This is a genomic window from Burkholderia sp. HI2714, assembly GCF_002223085.1.
Lineage (GTDB): Bacteria > Pseudomonadota > Gammaproteobacteria > Burkholderiales > Burkholderiaceae > Burkholderia > Burkholderia lata_D.
In genome coordinates this window covers 36333-54216 of sequence record NZ_NKFM01000057.1, presented here as the reverse complement: position 1 = coordinate 54216, position 17884 = coordinate 36333, and the positions used below count along the sequence as shown (strand labels likewise).

Sequence of the window (17884 nt, the reverse complement as noted above, 5' to 3'; positions counted from 1 at the left end):
AACATGGGATCGCGAAACCGAGCGCGCATTGCGGTCGAACTGGGTCCGCTAAAGCCCTTGTGGCAGGCACGATGTGTGCAGAACGGGGTGAGCGCCGGCGAGGGGATCAGGCGGCTCGTGGCCGAAGCACTGGACATCGCCCATGAGCCGCCCGACACGTCTGCAGTACTTTCGGCGCCGAGTGAGCCGTTTGTACGAATCGGCGTAGGCCTTATGCCGGCCGAGTTGGAATGTATCAAAGGACTGGCCCATGTTCAGGGTTTCACCGCAAATCGATGGATTGCTGCGTTAATTCGCGCTCATCTGACCGGCGAGCCGCAACTGGGAAACCGGGAGATGATGCTGCTTGCGGAATCGAATCGGCAGCTCGCCGCGATTCGTACGGGGCTGGGTGAGCTTGCTCGCAACACGGGCGAGGGCCATCACGTGTCCGATTGGGAGCACTTGCGCGCCGTAATCCTCACACATCTGCGTTTTGTCGCACAGTTGCTGCAAACCAATCTGGACCGATGGAGCCGTTGAGATGCCGTTTCCCAGACAGTACGTCGATGCGCTGCTCGTCAACTGGGGCGATCGACTGTTTCATGAGCCGCTGCGGCATGTGCGCGCCCCGCATCTGCCCGGCGTGGCATTGCCGCGCGATGCGCTGCGTCTGCGCGAACGGCTGGCTTTGACGCTTCGACGCGCGCCCGAGGTCATGGTCAAGATTACCAACAGAGCGTCAGGCGCACAGGGCATGGGTGCGGTGCGGCGACATCTGCAATATATTTCACGCGATGGCCATGTCGAGCTGGAAGACCAGGACGCGCGCGTGTTGGTCGGAGACGCTGCCCTGCAGGACCTTTTTGACGAATGGCGGTGGGGTGGTTGGGGGATGCCGGAAGAGAGCCGGCGCCGGGAAACCTTCAATTTGATGCTATCAATGCCAGCGGGCACGGACCGCGCGGCCGTCCGAGAGGCGTCAAGGGCATTCGCGCGCGAGATATTCGGCGACGGACGATCGTACGTGTTCGCACAGCATGATGACCAACCGCATCCGCACGTACATCTGTGTGTTCGGGTGCGTGGTCCTGACGGGCGGTGTCTGAATCCGCGCAAGCGGGATCTGCGCACATGGCGCGAGGTGTTTGCGCGACAGTTGCGCGAACACGGGGTCGACGCCAACGCAACGCCGAGGCTGGTTCGCGGTGAGACACAACGCTTTCGGACGCAGGCCGTTGTACGGATGCAGTCTCGTGGAGTTGCCCCACGCTTTTACCTATCAGTGCTCGATGAGCGGGCAACAATGGTGTTATGGGACGCACATATCGAAACATTGGCAGTCTGGCGCGGGGTCGCACAAGCATTGGCACATTCCGGTATCCCTGAAGACCGAACCATGGCAATAGATATTGTGGATTTTGTGCAGCACATGCCGGCACGGCAATTGGATCCCGGCGCTACCCGACTCGAGCCGGCCACCGAGTGCTCACATCGTGACCGCCCCGTCGCGCACAGGTATATCGCCCACTTCACGGGAAGACAGCGCAGTGTCGATGACAGGCCAACGGAACCTGATCCGCCATTTGACCGAGACTGATACTACGCTTAGCGTGCATGCGCTGATGGTTCACGGGTGTCGTGCGGCGGTGCCGCCGGCTATTGGCACCGGGTGAAGCGCAGGCGTCCGTCTGTCTGACCGGCCCACGACGTAGGCCGGCGCCGTTCGTGCTGACGCATGCAGTGCTTGCATCTGCTTGCGCGCATTCTCTGGTCCGGCGTTGAAGCCACGCGGCCTCTTGTCGAGCCCTTCGGCGTAGGCCGATGCCACATCGGCGATGCCATCAGGCGGAGCGCCGCATACAGATATGGCGTGATGGCATCCGTCTCCTGGCCGATGTGCAGGCCGTCGCGCAAGTTGGACACGATCGGGCTGACGCCTTCGATGAGGCCTATCGGATCGGTCTTCGTGTACCGGCTGGCCGTGGTCGAAGCGCGGATGTGACGAAGCGGCGTCGTGCCGCTTTCCGGTCAGCCACCGGGCATTACTGCCCGAAGCGCTGCGTGACGGTGTCCTTCAGCCGCGCGGCGGTCAGCTCGCCCATGTGCGATTCGACGAGTTCGCCTTTTGCGTTGAAGAACAGCGTGGTCGGCAGTCCACGCGATCCATAGGCATGCATCGCGTGCAACGACGGATCGAGCAGCACGTGATTGAAGCGCAGGCCCTTTTGTTCGAGGAACGCGCGCACGGCCTGCGCATTTTCGCCTTGGTTGATCATCAGCACCGTGATGCCAGGATGGTCACGCTGCGCCTGTTCGAGGATCGGCATTTCGCGCTGGCACGGCGGGCACCATGTCGCCCACAGGTTCACGACGACCGGCTTGCCGACGAAACTCGCAGGCAACACGGGCGTCGCGTCGAGTGCCTGAAGCTGCATCGCGGCGAGCGGCGGGGCACTCTGCTGCAACGTCGCCAGCGTGCCTTGCGCGATGCCCCACGCACCGAGGCCCGCGACGATGCCGGCCAGCACCGGTCGCCGCAGCGCGGGCAAGCGGCGCAGGCGCCAACCCGCGAATACCAGGGCGGCCGCCAGGCCGATGCGCCAGTCGAAGCCGCCGTCGCCGAGCGCGACGATCGAGCGCGGCGATGCCGCATAGTCGCTCCACCACCGCGCGATATAGCCGACGCGCGCGGCGATCAGCCCGAGCAGCAGCACGTCGAGGATCAAGCTCGATGCCGTCTTGTGATGCCCGTCAGGCGGGCGGCGCTGGATGAAACGCGCGACGAGCCACGCCACCAGCGCGGCGGCGGCTACCGCGACGACTCGGATCGAGAAGGGACCGATGCTCAGCATGAAAAGGAACAGTTGGACGTGGACGAGCGAAGGAGGAGAAGTGATTGTCCGCCACGGCGATGAAGCCGTCGACGGTCGTGCGGCGATTCGACAGGTTGCCGCGTATGGGGGTTCCCGTCGAGAACGTAACGACGCGTTGCGGATTCGATGGAGTCGGCAGGCTCGGGACGCCGTGATTTTCAGGCGGGCAGGCTGCAATTCAGACCGGTCTGATGGTCATTGGAATGGCGTTCGTCAACAATACCCAGGCCGGTCCGGAGTGGTATCCGCCGGCATCCCATACAGGGATCTCTCCTTGGCGGCCGCTCTCCCCGGGCGGCCGATTTTTTGTCGTCAAGCGTGCGGGCGTGAATGCCTGGTGGCGGCCGGTGGGCGCGGCCGCGAACCGACTCATGTCGGCTGATTAAACGGAATAGGACCGCTGCCAGATGCGAGCACCGGGCATTCACTCGCGCATTGCATGAATTGCATTAAGCCGGCCAGCGGCCGGCGGGGATCACCCGATGGAGGAGACACATGACGAACCATGACGCGGCGCTGCGCACCGCGCCCCCCGGCGACACCGCCACCACTGCGTCCACTGGCCGCTACGTTCAGCTTGCGCTGCTCGTCTGCGCCGCCGGCGCGATCTACCCGATGCTGTACCTGCGCCAGTTCTACCAGGACACGATGCTGGACCTGTTCCAGATCACGCGCACGCAGCTCGGTTATCTCTATTCGGCGCTCGGCACCACCTTCCTCGTCTGCTACCTGCCGAGCGGCTGGCTCGCCGATCGGCTGCCGCCGCGCTGGCTGATCGGCTTCTCGCTCGTGGGCACCGGCGCGCTCGGGTTCTGGTATGCGAATGCGAGCGCGCCGTCGTATGCGACGTTGATGGCGATTTTCTGCGGCTGGGGCGTGACGACGGGCCTGACGTTCTGGGCGTCCGTGATCAAGCGCGTGAAGACGATCGCGCGGCCGAGCGAGCAGGGTCGGTTCTTCGGGTTTCTCGACGGCGGCCGCGGGTTGATCGAGGCGCTACTGGCGACCGCGTCGCTTGCGCTGTTCGCCTGGCTCGTCGACACGCGCGGCGTGTCGCACGGCGGCGCTTTCCGACAGGTGGTCGTTGGCTATTCGACGGTATGCATCGCGCTCGGCGCGCTGCTGCTGTTCGTCAAGGATGCGGGCGGGGCGGCTGCGCACGATGCGGTGACAGCGGAGAAAGGCCACCTCGGCCGCGACCTGCTCACGCTCGCGCGCAATCGCCGGCTGCGGGTCTTCGCGCTGATCGTGTTCTGCGGCTACCACCTGTCGCGGGCGACCTACAGCATTACGCCGTATCTGCAGCAGAAGGGCGTCGGCATGTCGATCGTCGCGGCCGGCTTCATCGCGTCGCTGAAGTTGTGGATGCGGCCGATCGGCGGCATCGGCGGCGGCTTCGTCGGCGATCGCATCGGCACACTGAACGTGCTCGGCGGCGCGCTGTTCTGCGCGGCGCTCGCGTTCGTCGGGCTGATCGTGTTTCCGTCGCTCGACCAGATCGCGCTGCTCGTGGGCGTCGTGATCGTGATCGGCCTGTTGACGTATGCGGTGCGCGGCCTCTACTGGAGCGTGCTCGAACGCTGCGACGTGTCGGCCCGCATCACGGGGCTCGCGATCGGCATCATCTCGCTGCTCGGCTATTCGCCGGATGTGTTCCTGCCGCTGCTGAACGGCTGGTTGACCACCGCGTATCCGGGCATGTGCGGCTATCAGCTTTACTTCGGCTATGTCGCATGCGTGAGCGCGGTGGGTGGGGGCGCGTGTCTGCTGCTGAAGGGCATGCTGAAGGACGAACGCGCCCGCTGAACGTCTCCCCGTTCGATATCCGCTTCGTCGTCGAAGCGGCGCGCGCCGGGGTGACCGCCCGACGAGCCGCGCATGCGCGGCCCGTCGGGCGTCGACGATTACAACTTCTTCGCCTGCGCGGCGTCTGCCTGTTGTTGCGCGTCAGCCGCCGGTTCGAGCGTCGTCAGCGTCTTCTCGGTGAACTTCTCGTAGAGCCAATTCATGCGCGTATCGTCCATGCCGCCGGCGATGCCGCCGAGCGCATACGAAGCCGACACCTTGAAGCGGTCGACCTGATGATTGTCGGCGTCGACGAGCGTCACGGTGCCATCGACATGATCGTTGCCCGCCATGAAGCCGAACATGACGGCCGAGAAGCTCGAGCGCACGCGAATGCCGGTGACTTCCACGTTCAGGTGCATCGCATCGGTCGAATCCGCCTTTGCCAGCAGCTTGCGTGCGGCCAGTGCGCTTTCGATTTTTCCTTTCAGGTTCTCGGGGCTGAATTTCAGATTGTCTTTCAGCGCTTCCTGGGCGGCGTTGTCGAGCGTGACTTGCACGATCACGGGTTTCGAGCCGAATTTGGGCGTCGACGCCGTTGCGATGGCCCCCGCTTGATCGCTGGCGTCGCGTGTCACGCTGCTCGCGCAGCCTGACAGGAAGCCGATCGTTACCAGTGCCAGTGCGGCATGACGGAATACAGATTTCATGATTTGGTCTTTTTTAGTTCGGGTTATTTGAGATGGCTCTGTGGCCGGGCGGAAATCTAGCACGGGACGATGCGATTCAAAAGGTCGAATAGATCGAAAATCGATTCGGCACGTGTCGACCATGGCTTTCTTTCGAGCTCGATCACGTGAGCCGCGATTTCCCCGAATCGGATCGACTGAATATCGCGCCGGCGGCCGCTGCGGCTGACGGCCTGAACGGCGCAGCAGGCGCGAACGCGCCGCCGCGTCATGCGTGCGCGTCGTAAAGCGTTGCGACGAAATCGACGAACGTGCGCACCTTGGGCGTTACATGCCGGGATTTCCGATACAGCGCGTAGTAGTGGCGTTTCGCCAGCGTATGGCCGGGCAGGATGGGGACGAGCCGCCCGTGCGTGATGTCGTCCCGCACCGTATGGTGCGTGAATGCGGCGATGCCGAGCCCGGCGATCACTGCCGCATGCAGCGCGGTGATCGCGTCGATGCGCAGCGGGCCGTCGAGCCGGATCGTGACGGGTGCACCGCGCGGCGGCGTGGCGCGCCAGCTCGTCCGGTCGTCGCTTCCACTATAGGCGAGCAAGTCATGTTTCTCGAGGTGCGCGGGCGTGCGTGGCAGACCGCGACGCGCGACATAGTCGGGCGACGCGACGAGAATTTCATCGGATAGCGCGAGCGTTCTCGCGACGAGGTCGGAGTCCGGCAGGCCGCTGCTGATGCGCAGCGCGACGTTGAACCCCTCGCCGATCAGATTGACGAAGCGGTCGCTGCACGACACGTCGAGTTGGATGTCCGGGTACGCGCGGCGAAACGCGGGCAACCATGCGGGCATCTCCAGCGTGCCGACCGACAGCGGCATGCTGACGCGCAACACGCCCGACGGCTGGCCAGGCGTGTCGGTCACGTCTTCCGATGCCGCCGCGACGCGTTCGAGGATGTCGACGCATGCGTCGTAGTAGCGCGCGCCGGCGGGCGTCAACGAGAAATTCCGCGTGTTGCGGTTGACGAGTTGCACGCCGAGGCTCGCTTCGAGCAGCTTCAACTGGCGCGATACGGTCGAATGGGTCGTGTCGAGGCGATCGGCCGCGGCCGAGAATCCCCGGGCTTCGACCAGGTTTCGGTAGACGCGCATCGCGAGCAGCTGATCCATGGCGGGTTCCGATGCGCGGTCAGGAAGGTTTCCGGATTCGCCGCGCCAGCCAGGGCCGGCGCGGCACGACGGGCGATCAGCGCAGCGGCAGCGCGAGGATGTCGGCCGTCGTTTTCACGTCGCCGAACGTGTCTTCGATCTCGGCAAGCGCGGCACGGTGCAGCGTGTCCTTGTCGATCGATTGGCCGTTAGCGCGGACGATGGCGCGCGTGGCAGACGCGTCGGATGCTACCACGACGTTGTAGCCCAGCGGCGCGGCATCCCGGGCGGCGCCGGCCACGCACGCGTGCGTCATCAGGCCGGCGATCACCAGCGTCTTGACGCCGTCTGCCTTCAGGCGCTTGTCGATATCGGTGCTCGCGAACACGCTCACCGTTTCCTTCTGCACGACGGTGTCCGTCGCACGCGGCTTCATCTCGGGAATGAACTCGATGGTCTTGCCGCCGAGCGCGAACACTGGCGAACCGGCCGGCGCGATGTGCTGCACCTGGTAGACGCGCATGCCGTTGCGATCGGCGAAAGCGATCAGCCGCTTCGTGTTGGCGATCGCCTGTTGAACGTCGGCGATCGGCATCTTGCCGTTCAGGTATTCGTTCTGGAAATCGATGACGACGAGCGCGGTCGTCTTCGGATCGAGATGGTCGATCGGCTGCGCACCGGCCATTGCGCGGATCGTCGGCGTCGCGGGCAGGCTGGATGCGGCTTCGGCGGCGGGCAGCATGGTGGCGGCCGACGCGAGGACGGCATAGCGGGCGAGGTTGCGGATCGAGAAGGAAAACATGTGTGTGCTCCTGGTGGAAAGTGAGTGGTTCGAACTATAGGGAGGCCGGGTCGAAATCGCGTCACCGCCGGGTGAACATCTTCTGTGCAGATCGCGAACGAATCGCGCGGGGCCGGTGGCAGGTGCGACGGAGCGGGCGGACGGAGGCGCGAACGACACGTCGGTCGGCCGGTCGTTGGTGCGTCATGCCATGGTAAGACGCAGCACCTTCTGGATCATTCGGCCGGGGCCGATTCACGCAGGTGTTTGCGTAGGACGGGTCTTAGCGAGGGTCAGACGGCGGGCGGCGGCGAGTTTGGGCGACGACGCGGCTGTTGCGCGACGGTTTGACCGTGCCTGTTGTGCCGCTGCCCGTTATGGGCGGTTTCCCGACACTGCCCCGCCGAGCCGATACGCGGTGAAGAACTCATACCAAGGCGACCCTTCCACAACCGGCACGTTGAGTGCCGCCGTCCGCTGCTTCAACGCGCCGAATACGTCGTTGATACGCGCCGTCTGCCCCGCATCGTTGAACGGATAAGGCCGCGCCCGGCCGGCGGCGAATGCGCCATAGGCGATCGCAAGCAGCCGCGCGCTGTCGTCGGTCGATGCGATCGACTCGTGGATCATTTCCGCGAAGCGCGGCCGGTCTTCGGCGCGTGATCCGGACAGGCACAGGAACACGATCGCCGACAGTTCGTGCAGATCCTTCACCCGCAGCAGGCCCGGCAGCTGCGCGACGACCTTCTCGACCGGCTCGTCACGCAGTGCATCGCTGAAGTCGAGCACGGCGGTCATCGGATTCGTGTCCGCTTTCAGGCGATCGAGCGGTGGCGGTGCAGACGACGCGTTGGCCCCGTCCGGTGACGCTGCTGTCGCAGACCGCAACGCATCGGCCACCTGCTGCGTCCATTCCGGAAAGATCATCCGCACGTTGCCGAACTGCTCGCCGCCTTCCGCGGCCGGATTCCATCGATACACGATCGTGCCGCCGCGAATGAACGGTGAATACAGGTGCTCGGGCGTTTGCGGCAGCGGCCGCCGGTTGATCGGCAGCCACGCGAGCGTCAGCCAGTCGTAGCGTCCGGTGGCGGGTACGGAAGGGCTCGAGCTCGCGACGACCTGCCACGTGCCGCGATTCGCATAGCGGCGCCGCGCGTCGGGTACCGGGACGGTCTGGCCTTTCGCAGTGTCGAAGTACGTCGTGCCGGTTACGTTCGCGCCGCTGTCCGCGGCCGGCGTGAGGGTGGCGATGACCCACGACGCACCGTCCGCCGCACGGTAGTCGGACGGCTTGAGCGTCGCGACGTCGTGCACCATGCGCGTTTCTGCCGCGACGGGGCTCGGGGGGAGAGTGGCGGGCGCGGCCAGGATGCTCGGCATGGGATGTCCTCGGAATCGGGTGCGTATCGTCGGGCGGCGGCGACGTGCAACGGCGCAGATTGTTTTATGTCACTGTAGAACGTCGTGGCCGGAAACGGAAACCGGCAAAGCGGCGTACTCCGCTCACGCGTTCCGCCGCTTCGGCTTACCATGCGCATCCTGAGCCAACGACGCACACCGGGCGGGAGCGCACATGACCGACACGACAGCCATCACCGAACACTGGACGCAAGTCGCCGACCAATGGATCGACTGGGCCGGCAAGCCGGGGCACGACGCGTTCTGGAAATACCGCGCGGGGCTCGCGGCCTATATTGGCCGCGACACCGGCCGCGCGCTGGAGATCGGTTGTGGCGAAGGCCGCGTGAGCCGCGAGCTGAAGGCGCTCGGCTACGACGTGACCGCGACCGACGTGGTGCCCGCGATGCTCGACGCCGCGCGTCACGCGGATTCCGCGCATCGCTACGAGCTGGCCGATGCGGCGTCGCTGCCGTTCGACGCGGCCAGCTTCGATCTCGTGATGGCGTACAACGTGCTGATGGATCTCGACGACATGCAGCGCGCGTTGAACGAGGCGCGCCGCGTGCTGAAGCCGGACGGCACGCTGTTCATCTCGCTCGTGCATCCGTTCCGCGATCGCGGTGGCTTCGCGGGACCGCAACACGATGCGCCGTTCGTGCTGAAGGGCAGCTATTTCGGGCGCGAGCATTTCGATGGCGTCGAAACGCGCGACGGGCTGTCGATGCACTTCGCGGGTTGGTCGCTGCCGCTGCAGGCATACATGGAGGCATTGGAAGCGGCCGGGTTTGCGATCGTGTCGCTGCGCGAGCCGCCGCCCGATCATGCCGATACGGAGCAACTGAAACAGTGGGCGCGCGTGCCGCTGTTTCTCTGGATCAAGGCTCGGCCACTGCTTTGAGCGCATGCGAATGAGCGGCGACGCGGATGTTTCGCGCGGTTTTCAATTCGGATGGTTTACCGACTTATCGGGCGGCCCCCTGCTAAATGAGCGGTAGCCAACGCCGTGCTTCGGCACCTCGACATCTTATTCGCGCGGAGTATCTGTAACGCTGATCTTGCGTTACACAACCTGCTGTTCGTCGCTGGTCTCGATCGAAACCGACAAGAACTGCTTGCCACGCGCTGGTGCACCCGCGGGTTCCAGTCGCAAGAGAAAATCGAAATATCGTTCCGGAAGCTTTCCAAGTTGTTCCTGGATCGCTGCCAGCTTGATGAGGCACTGGGCGTCCCAGTTCATTCCGACAACAAGCTCGCTCGTCACACCGTTCCACTCGCTAAGTAGAATAGAGGCCGCACGAGCATGCTCCTCGGCGAAGCGTTCGATGCGTTGTTCGATGTAACGCGCATCGTCACGCATCAACGTACCCGAGATGCACAATGAAACGGTATGCGCTACGGTGTCGTGTTTCACGTACACGGTGGCGATACCGCTCAGGTGCCGGGATACCCGATCGAGTTGTTCATCGTTCAAGTCGTCTTGGACGGGCAGTGCGCCTGAGAGGCTGTACGGTGCGGGCTCTTCCATTGCGAACCTCCAGAGGTTGGGGGGAAACCAGTGTCCCGATTGGGGCGAAAATCTCAGCTTTTAGATAGCCTTGGCGGATCATCCGAGCGGAGCCGACAGTATCTGAGTGTTTTGACTATCAGAATGCGGCGGCGTAGGCGTGTGATGCCGGACGTATTCTTTCGCCGGATCCTGCAACCGTTCGACGTGTCGGCCCGGCGCGAGGGGCATGAGGGATTGTTCGCCGAACCGTATGCGACTGAATACGGCGGCGGTTCGAGCCCACTTCTGGGAGAATTCTTTCAGATCGCCTTCGATAGAGGTGACCTCTTGATCGGTAAGTGCACCGCGAACGCGGATCATGACCGAATGCGTGACGGCGTCAGTGACGCAGTACACGGTCGCGGAAGCGGGCAAGCTTTGCGCGAACTGCTGCGCGTGATTGCGTCGGAAGCCACCGACAACGGAGAGTGCGCCGCAGATTTCATAGGTGGAAGTCATATCGCCTCCTGCGAAAGAGCGACGGCATTGTCAGATGCATCTCGCTACCGTCAGTGTCCGATCGACCATACCAGCCATGTTATGAGTCAATTGAGCATATGTCAATGGAAATGAATCAACTGGATATATTTTCTGTACGCCTGAGGCTGGAGCGGAAACGACTGGGGATGAACCAGACCGAATTCGCGGCGGCGGGAGGAGTTCAACAACATGCGCAGGTCAACTACGAAAAAGGGGCCAGACTTCCCGATGTGAGTTATCTGGTAGGGATCGCGGAATTGGGTGTAGATGTCCAGTATTTGCTTACCGGCCGCACGTCCGACCCCGGAACTTTGGCGCTAACCCGCGACGAAGAACTGCTGCTTGCGGGCTTCCGAGAATTGAAGCTGCGTGAAAAACGCGGGGTGCTGGCGCTCGTGGCTGCGATCAACGGCACGCCAATGGAACAACCGGGGACGGGGAGGGCGGCGGATGAGACCGAAGACGTTTGATTTCGTTGGACGTGCGGGGAGTGTATAGCCGAGATTTGAAGCTCCAGAGCAGGGGAATGGCCAGTCCAGAGGGTTAATCTGGCCCCATTATGAGCGACGAAAACTGACATATCGAAATGGTGTCCTTGGGGATACAAATATCCAGTGAAAGGACGAATTCGTATCCCGCGGGCTACCGTGGGTTGGGACGGCACATGTCCACCGACGGTCTCGCGCACGTGGCGGGTCGCCAATGCGTCGAATGAGCGGGGGATAAATACCCGACTAACTGTACTCAGCGCGGCAGCGTCTTTCTGTAAACAATTCCGCCCGTTTTTTCCGCGACGGTGTCGTAGAGCCGCATCGCCGTGTGGTTCGTCTCGTGTGTCTGCCAGTACACGCGTTCGGCGCGATGCGCACGCGCGGCGTCGTACACGGCTTCGATCAGCGCGCGGCCGATGCCCTCGCCGCGCTCGCTGTCGAGCGTGAACAGGTCCTGCAGGTAGCAGGTCGGCCCGATATGCGTCGTGCTGCGGTGATACAGGAAATGCACGAGTCCGACGAGCCTGCCGGCGCGCTCCGCGACGAGCGCGTGCACCGGTTCGTAACCGTCGAAGAAGCGCGACCACGTGAGTTGCGTGACCCGCAGCGGCAGGGCCGTGTCGTCGAAGCGGCCGTAGAAGCGGTTGTAGCCGTCCCACAGCGGCAGCCACTGGTCGTAGTCGTGTTCCGTGACCGCGCGTACGGTCAGTCCGGTGTCGTTGGCGTTCATGTTGGCGGACCTGTCGAGGAGAAGAGGGTGCGCTGCCGATCCGGCCGGCGCGTCGCAGGTCTCACGATAGGAAGTTCGCGGCTCCATGGGTAGGCCCATGATGACCGCATTTCATGGTGCCACGATTCGACACATTCTCACGACGTCGACCGTCAGGCAGAACCCGCGGCGATCACGTCGGCTGCGCTTGGAGCCGTCAGGTTTGGCCTTCGCGCATTCTGGAGCCGCGGGCTTTCTTCCGCGCAACACCGCCGCCATCCCGCCCGAACGACGCCACGCCTTTCACTCTGTTAGACTTTTTCGCCCATCGCCGCCAACCGGGCTGCGCCGTGCCCGGTTCATCCCGCCATGAACGACACCCGTGCGTCGCATCCGATCACCGAGGTCCTGCGGGCCTACTGGGAGGCCGATCGCCTGATGTTGCTGACGGTCGTGGCGGTCGTCATCCTGTCGAGCGCGAGCGCGGTTGCCGCCCCCTATCTGTTCTCACGCCTGATCGACGCGCTGTCGCACCGCGACGTGGTCCACGCGCTGATCCCGGGCTTCGTGCTCTACGCGGTGCTGCTGGGCCTCTCCAGCGCACTGCAACGCGTGGTGCAGTACCTGGCGTTCATGAGCTCGGAGAATCTGGGCTTCATCACCAGCACGCGCTTTTTCGAGCGCATCCTGAAGAAGACCACGGCGTTCTTCGTCGAGCACAATCCCGCCGAAATCCAGAACGCGAACCAGCGCGGCAGCCGGGCGCTGTCGGTGATCGTGCAGCTGAGCCTCATGGAACTGATCCCCGGCGCGCTGCAGATCGTGCTGACGCTCGTCACGCTCGGCGCACTGATCAATGTCGAGGTCGTGGCCATCACCGCTGCCTACGGTGCGGTCGCGGTGACGATCGCGATTGTCGGCGCGCGGCGCTCGCGCGCGTTCCTCGATCGCGCGATCGAGGCCGGGCAGGAGAATGCGCGCTTCGTCGGCGGCGCGATCAACGCGATGGAAACGCTCCGGCATTTCGGCAGTCATCGCTGGATGAACGAACGTTTCTCGGAGAAAGCACGTGTCGTGCGCGACAGCTGGCGCGCGTATGTGCTGCAGCACGTACGCTATCTTGCGGTGCTGGGCCTCGGCCTCGCGATCCAGTTCGCGGTGACGTTCTGGCTGTTGCTGCCGCGCCACGCGGCGGGCGCGCTGTCGATCGGCGACATCGTGCTGTTCAACACGTTGCTGCTGCAGCTGAACCAGCCGTTCGAGATGATCGCGCGCGCGGTCGACGAGTGCGCACGCTCCCGCGCGGCGCTCGGGCCGTTCGCGGCGCTGTGGACGGCGCCCGAGGAGCGGCAGGTGTCGCACGCGTCGGCGTTCGCGCCGCGCGACGGGCGCATCGTGTTCGACCGCGTCGCCTATGCGTACGACAACGGCCGCGGCGTGACCGACGTCGACTTCGTCGCCGAACGAGGGGCGATCACGTTCCTCGTCGGCGAAACCGGCGCGGGGAAATCCACCGTCTTCAAGCTCGCGCTGAAGTCGATCGAGCCGACCGGCGGGCGCATTCTCGTCGACGGCGTCGATCTCGCGGAGATCGATCGCGCCGACTGGTACGGCGCGGTGGCCGTCGTGCCGCAGGATGTCGTGCTGCTGAACGAAAGCCTGGAAGACAACATCCTGCTCGGCCGGCCGCGCGACGCGCAGCGTCTGCGCGAAGCGGCGGAGAAGGCGACGATCCTGACGTTCATCGAGGGCCTGCCGGACGGTTTCCGCACCACGGTGGGCGAGCGTGGGCTGAAGCTGTCCGGCGGCGAGCGCCAGCGCATCGCGATCGCCCGTGCGTTGTACGGCGAGCCGACCGTGCTGTTCCTCGACGAAGCGAGTTCCGCGCTCGACGAAGCCACCGAGCGCGACATCATGGAACACATGCGGCTGCTGGCGCGCGACGTCACGGTCGTTGCGATCACGCACCGGCGCTCGGTCATCGGGCCGGCCGACAAGGTCGTGCGGCTCGGCGATGCGCGCGTGCCGGCTTAGCGCTGCACGGCCACGTTCGCCGGCTCCGCAGGCCGTCGGCGCTTACCCGCGCAGCGGCGGATTGAGCTGCGCGAACGCCTGCTGGCGGCGATACGGGAAGTACGGATAAGGCGCTTCCACCGCGCTCGCCGCGTCGAGCTTCGCGACCTGCGCGTCGGTCAGCGCCCAGCCGATTGCGCCGAGGTTCTGCCGCAGTTGCTCCTCGTTGCGCGCGCCGATGATCACCGACGATACCGTCGGGCGCTGCAGCAGCCAGTTCAGCGCGATCTGCGGCACGGTCTTGCCGGTTTCCTCCGCGATCGCGTCGAGCGCATCGACCACGTCGTACAGGCGCGCGTCGTCGACCGGCGGCCCGAAGCTGGCTGTTTCATGCAGGCGGCTGCCTTCGGGCAGCGGCGTGTTGCGCCGGATCTTGCCGGTGAGCCGGCCCCAGCCGAGCGGGCTCCAGACGAGTGCGCCGAGCCCCTGGTCGGCGCCGAGCGGCATCAGGTCCCACTCGTAGTCGCGGCCGACGAGCGAGTAGTAGACCTGGTTCGCCACGTAACGCGACCAGCCGTGCCGATCCGCCACCGCCAGCGATTTCATGATCTGCCACCCGGCGAAATTCGACACGCCGATGTAGCGCAGCTTGCCCGCGCGCACGAGATCGTCGAACGTCGACATCACTTCCTCGACCGGCGTGCTCGCATCGAATGCATGGAGTTGCAGCAGGTCGAGGTAGTCGGTGCCGAGGCGGCGCAGCGCGTCGTCGACGGCGCGGACCAGCCGCGCGCGCGACGTGCCCGCATCGTTCGGGCCGCTGCCGGTCGGCAGGCCCGTTTTCGTCGAGATCAGCACCTGGTCGCGGCGTCCCTTGATCGCGGCGCCGAGCACACGCTCGGATTCGCCGTCCGAATACACGTCGGCCGTGTCGAACAGGTTCACGCCGGCTTCGAGGCAGATGTCGATCAGGCGGCGCGCTTCATCGACGCCCGTGTTGCCCCAGGCGCTGAACAGCGGGCCGGTGCCGCCGAACGTGCCGGCGCCGAAGCTCAGGACGGGAACCTTCAGGCCGGAGCGGCCGAGGGTGCGGTATTCCATGGCGGGTTTCCTTTGGGTGATCGACGTGTCGAGGGTGGCCGCGAGGCCACGCGTTGGCACACTGTATCGCTTGCGGATATTTCGGATAATTGGGCAGACTTCGAAAATATCGTTCGGAAGGAGCGAATAATGCTGCTCGACAATCTCGCGCTGTTCCTGCGCATCGTGGAGAAAGGCGGACTGGCCGCGGCGGGCCGCGAGTTCGGGCTGTCGCCGGCCACCGTGTCCGAGCGGCTGACCGCGCTCGAGCGCCACTACGGCGCGGCGCTGCTCACGCGCACGACACGCGCGATCAGCCTGACCGACGAAGGCCGTACGCTCGTCGACGGCGCGCGGCGCCTGCTGGCCGAAGCCGACGAACTCGAAAGCCGCGTGCGGCTCGGCGTGCAGACGCTGTCGGGCCCTGTGCGCCTGAGCGCGCCGGCCGATCTCGGGCGCGAGCGCGTGGTGCCCGTCGTCGACGCGTTTCTGGCCGAGCATCCGGGCGTCACGGTCGATCTGCATCTCGGTGACGGCTACGTGGATGTCGTCGGGCAGGGGCTGGATTTCGCGATCCGTCGCGGGGTACTCGCCGACAGTTCGCTGCGCAGCCGTTCGCTCGGCCGTGCGCGGCGCGTGGTGTGCGCGTCGCCCGCGTATCTCGCGGCGCACGGCACGCCGCGACATCCGGACGATCTCGCCGCGCACGACTGCATCGTGATGCGCTTCGGGCCGGACCTGTATGCCGAATGGCCGTTCAGCATCGATGGCGAACCCCGGCGTGTGACGGTGCGTGGCCGGCGGGTGGCCAACGACGGCGCGCTCGTGCGCGCGTGGTGTGTCGCGGGGCACGGTGTTGCGCTGAAGTCGCTGGTCGACGTCGAGCAGGATCTGGCGTCCGGCGCGCTCGTCGAGGTCCTGCGTGCGTTCTCGCCGGGCGACGTCGATTTGCAGATCGTCTATCCGGGCAACGCCGTGCAGCCGCGGCGCGTGCGGGCGCTGATCGACAGGTTGGCGCAGGCGCTGGGCGGCGCATAAAGGAACAGGCAGGGTTCATGCGATCCGCCGAGCGTTGCGGCAGTTTGTCTTGCCACGCTCGCAGCGAAGGCCAGCGTGAGGATCCGGCGCGCGACGTCGTCAGCCAAAGCCGGCGTTCGCTCGATTGCACACATTTCGTCATTTAGCTAATATTCGAAACGTTAAATGAAACCGCCCCCATGGACGACGTCACCCGCATCAGCGCACTGGCCAACGAAAGCCGTCTGGCCGTGATGCGCTGGCTCAAGCAGCCGCGCAAGCATTTCCCGCCGCAGCCGCACGGCGATTTCGACGAACTCGGTGTGTGCTGCACGTACATCACCGAAAAGCTCGGCATCGCGCCGGCCACGACCACGCGCCACATGCGCATCCTCGCGGATGCCGGGCTCGTGCAGGCGACCCGCGCCGGCAAGTTCACGTACTACAAGCGGATCGACGGCGCGCTGCAGCAGCTCGGCCGCGATCTTTTGCAACTCTGATTCCCACCGAGGCAACCGACATGGACGAACTTGCATTGCTGGCCGACGCCGACCGGCGCGCGCACGCGTATCTGGCCGCGACGAACGAGCGGCGCGCGTTTCCCGACGCGACCGCATTGGCCGGCCTGGCGGCGTTCGACGAGCCGCTGCCCGATACGGGCCGCCCGGCCGACGACGTGCTGCGCCTGCTCGACGAGCGCGGCACGCCCGCGACCGTCGCGTCGAACGGACCGAACTACTTCGGCTTCGTGATCGGCGCCGCGCTGCCGGCCGCGGCGGCGGCCGAGCGGTTGATGCTCGCGTGGGACCAGTGCGCGTCGTCGTACGCGAATTCACCGGTCGCCGCGACGATCGAGCGCCAGGCCGCGCGCTGGGTCGTCGACGTGCTCGGGTTGCCCGAAGGCAGCGCGGTCGGTTTCGGCACGAGCGCGACGGCCTGCACGCTCGTCGCGCTGGTGGCCGCGCGGCGCGCGCTGCTCGCGCGCAAGGGCTGGGACGTCGACGCGGATGGTCTGATCGGCGCACCCGAAGTGAAGGTCGTGATCTCCGAGCTCGCGCATATCACGGTGAAGAAGGCGCTGCGCGTGCTCGGTTTCGGGATGAAGCGCCTCGTCGTCGCGCCGGTCGACACGCACGGCCGGATCGACCCGGCGCAGTTGCCGGCGCTCGACGACATGACGATCCTCTGCGTGCAGGCCGGCGAAGTGAACACCGGCGAGTTCGATCCGTTCGCGGCGCTGATTCCGCCCGCGAAGGCGGCCGGCGCGTGGGTGCACGTCGACGGTGCGTTTGGCCTGTGGGCCCGCGCATCGTCGAAGCGCGCGCTGACGGACGGCATCGACGGCGCGGACAGCTGGACCACCGACGGCCACAAGTGGCTCAACACGCCGTACGACGGCGCGATGGTGATCTGCCGCGACGCGGCCGCACTCGCGACCGCGATGAACAGCGACGCCGTGTACCTGAGCGGCGCGCAGGACGCGCAGAAGAACCTGAACCTCGAATTCTCGCGGCGCGCGCGCGGCATCCCCGTGTGGGCCGCGCTGCGTTCGCTCGGCCGCGCCGGCGTGGCCACGATGGTCGAGCAGCATTGCGCGCAGGCGGCGCGGGTCGCGGACGGCCTGCGTGCCGCCGGCTATGACGTGCTGAACCGCGTCGTGCTGAACCAGGTGCTCGTGCGCGCCGGCACCGACGATGAAACGGCGGCAATTCTCGCGGCCGCGCAGGCGTCGGGTGACGTGTGGTTCGGCGCGACGGTGTGGCAAGGGCGGCCGGCGTTCCGGATCAGCGTGTCGTCATGGCGTACCGAAGACGCGCACATCGATCGTCTCGTGGCCTTGCTGACGGAACTGCGCGGCGTGCACGTGCGCTGAGCGACGACAGTGCAGTG

Annotated in this window: 18 protein-coding genes; 9 read left to right on the top strand and 9 right to left on the bottom strand. The window is 65.5% G+C overall.

Annotated features, from left to right (window positions below):
- Nucleotides 1-3: 3 nt before the first annotated feature.
- Both CFB82_RS32100 and CFB82_RS32095 read left to right on the top strand, forming a co-directional pair.
- Nucleotides 4-522 carry a hypothetical protein gene (locus CFB82_RS32100; RefSeq protein ID WP_089486691.1) on the top strand — a complete coding sequence of 173 codons (519 nt, stop codon included), beginning with the start codon at nucleotides 4-6 and terminating at the stop codon, nucleotides 520-522.
- 1 nt (nucleotide 523) lies between these two features.
- On the top strand, nucleotides 524-1579 hold the full coding sequence (locus CFB82_RS32095; RefSeq protein ID WP_089486690.1) for a relaxase/mobilization nuclease domain-containing protein: 1056 nt from the start codon (nucleotides 524-526) through the stop codon (nucleotides 1577-1579).
- Nucleotides 1580-2024: 445 nt separating this feature from the next.
- Here CFB82_RS32095 and CFB82_RS32085 read toward each other — a convergent pair whose 3' ends face one another.
- Complete coding sequence (locus CFB82_RS32085; RefSeq protein WP_089486689.1) at nucleotides 2025-2834, bottom strand: TlpA family protein disulfide reductase; 810 nt, start codon at nucleotides 2832-2834, stop codon at nucleotides 2025-2027.
- 516 nt (nucleotides 2835-3350) lie between these two features.
- Here CFB82_RS32085 and CFB82_RS32080 point away from each other — a divergent pair.
- Nucleotides 3351-4661, top strand: a complete 1311-nt coding sequence (locus CFB82_RS32080) for an MFS transporter (protein WP_089486688.1) — start codon at nucleotides 3351-3353, stop codon at nucleotides 4659-4661.
- A 98-nt stretch (nucleotides 4662-4759) separates the two neighbouring features.
- On the opposite strand, the gene CFB82_RS32075 is transcribed toward CFB82_RS32080, so the two are convergent.
- The 4 genes from CFB82_RS32075 to CFB82_RS32055 form a co-directional block, all read right to left on the bottom strand.
- Entirely contained in the window at nucleotides 4760-5350 is a 591-nt protein-coding gene (locus CFB82_RS32075; protein WP_069250552.1) for a DUF4410 domain-containing protein, read from the bottom strand.
- A 247-nt stretch (nucleotides 5351-5597) separates the two neighbouring features.
- Nucleotides 5598-6494 carry a LysR family transcriptional regulator gene (locus CFB82_RS32065; RefSeq protein ID WP_069250554.1) on the bottom strand — a complete coding sequence of 299 codons (897 nt, stop codon included), beginning with the start codon at nucleotides 6492-6494 and terminating at the stop codon, nucleotides 5598-5600.
- 76 nt (nucleotides 6495-6570) lie between these two features.
- A complete protein-coding gene (locus CFB82_RS32060) occupies nucleotides 6571-7275 on the bottom strand; it encodes a cysteine hydrolase family protein (RefSeq protein WP_083266038.1) in 705 nt (234 codons plus the stop codon).
- Nucleotides 7276-7629: 354 nt separating this feature from the next.
- The gene (locus tag CFB82_RS32055; RefSeq protein WP_089446944.1) at nucleotides 7630-8637 is read right to left on the bottom strand and encodes a hypothetical protein; all 1008 of its coding nucleotides are present in this window, start codon (nucleotides 8635-8637) and stop codon (nucleotides 7630-7632) included.
- Nucleotides 8638-8830: 193 nt separating this feature from the next.
- On the opposite strand from CFB82_RS32055, the gene CFB82_RS32050 reads away from it, so the two are divergent.
- Entirely contained in the window at nucleotides 8831-9556 is a 726-nt protein-coding gene (locus CFB82_RS32050) for a class I SAM-dependent methyltransferase (RefSeq protein ID WP_069250556.1), read from the top strand.
- Between the two features lie 162 nt (nucleotides 9557-9718).
- On the opposite strand, the gene CFB82_RS32045 is transcribed toward CFB82_RS32050, so the two are convergent.
- Both CFB82_RS32045 and CFB82_RS32040 read right to left on the bottom strand, forming a co-directional pair.
- Complete coding sequence (locus tag CFB82_RS32045) at nucleotides 9719-10183, bottom strand: hypothetical protein (protein ID WP_069250557.1); 465 nt, start codon at nucleotides 10181-10183, stop codon at nucleotides 9719-9721.
- Nucleotides 10184-10261: 78 nt separating this feature from the next.
- Complete coding sequence (locus CFB82_RS32040; RefSeq protein ID WP_069250558.1) at nucleotides 10262-10663, bottom strand: hypothetical protein; 402 nt, start codon at nucleotides 10661-10663, stop codon at nucleotides 10262-10264.
- A 104-nt stretch (nucleotides 10664-10767) separates the two neighbouring features.
- Here CFB82_RS32040 and CFB82_RS32035 point away from each other — a divergent pair, with 104 nt between their 5' ends.
- Nucleotides 10768-11154: a helix-turn-helix domain-containing protein gene (locus CFB82_RS32035; RefSeq protein ID WP_373452964.1), complete on the top strand. Its 387-nt coding sequence runs from the start codon at nucleotides 10768-10770 to the stop codon at nucleotides 11152-11154.
- 274 nt (nucleotides 11155-11428) lie between these two features.
- Here the strand turns inward: CFB82_RS32035 and CFB82_RS32025 are convergent, their stop codons facing one another.
- Nucleotides 11429-11905, bottom strand: a complete 477-nt coding sequence (locus tag CFB82_RS32025) for a GNAT family N-acetyltransferase (protein ID WP_069250559.1) — start codon at nucleotides 11903-11905, stop codon at nucleotides 11429-11431.
- Between the two features lie 348 nt (nucleotides 11906-12253).
- On the opposite strand from CFB82_RS32025, the gene CFB82_RS32020 reads away from it, so the two are divergent.
- On the top strand, nucleotides 12254-13918 hold the full coding sequence (locus CFB82_RS32020) for an ABC transporter ATP-binding protein (protein WP_089486687.1): 1665 nt from the start codon (nucleotides 12254-12256) through the stop codon (nucleotides 13916-13918).
- A gap of 42 nt (nucleotides 13919-13960) precedes the next feature.
- On the opposite strand, the gene CFB82_RS32015 is transcribed toward CFB82_RS32020, so the two are convergent.
- The gene (locus tag CFB82_RS32015) at nucleotides 13961-14998 is read right to left on the bottom strand and encodes an aldo/keto reductase (protein WP_089486686.1); all 1038 of its coding nucleotides are present in this window, start codon (nucleotides 14996-14998) and stop codon (nucleotides 13961-13963) included.
- Between the two features lie 129 nt (nucleotides 14999-15127).
- On the opposite strand from CFB82_RS32015, the gene CFB82_RS32010 reads away from it, so the two are divergent.
- The 3 genes from CFB82_RS32010 to CFB82_RS32000 all read left to right on the top strand — a co-directional run bounded on the left by CFB82_RS32010 (nucleotide 15128) and on the right by CFB82_RS32000 (nucleotide 17867).
- Nucleotides 15128-16015, top strand: coding sequence for a LysR family transcriptional regulator (locus CFB82_RS32010; RefSeq protein WP_089486685.1), 888 nt, complete (start codon nucleotides 15128-15130; stop codon nucleotides 16013-16015).
- Nucleotides 16016-16194: 179 nt separating this feature from the next.
- Nucleotides 16195-16494 (top strand): ArsR/SmtB family transcription factor, encoded by a 300-nt coding sequence (locus CFB82_RS32005; RefSeq protein WP_069250563.1) that lies wholly within the window; start codon nucleotides 16195-16197, stop codon nucleotides 16492-16494.
- 20 nt (nucleotides 16495-16514) lie between these two features.
- A complete protein-coding gene (locus CFB82_RS32000) occupies nucleotides 16515-17867 on the top strand; it encodes a pyridoxal phosphate-dependent decarboxylase family protein (protein WP_089486684.1) in 1353 nt (450 codons plus the stop codon).
- Nucleotides 17868-17884: the final 17 nt, after the last annotated feature.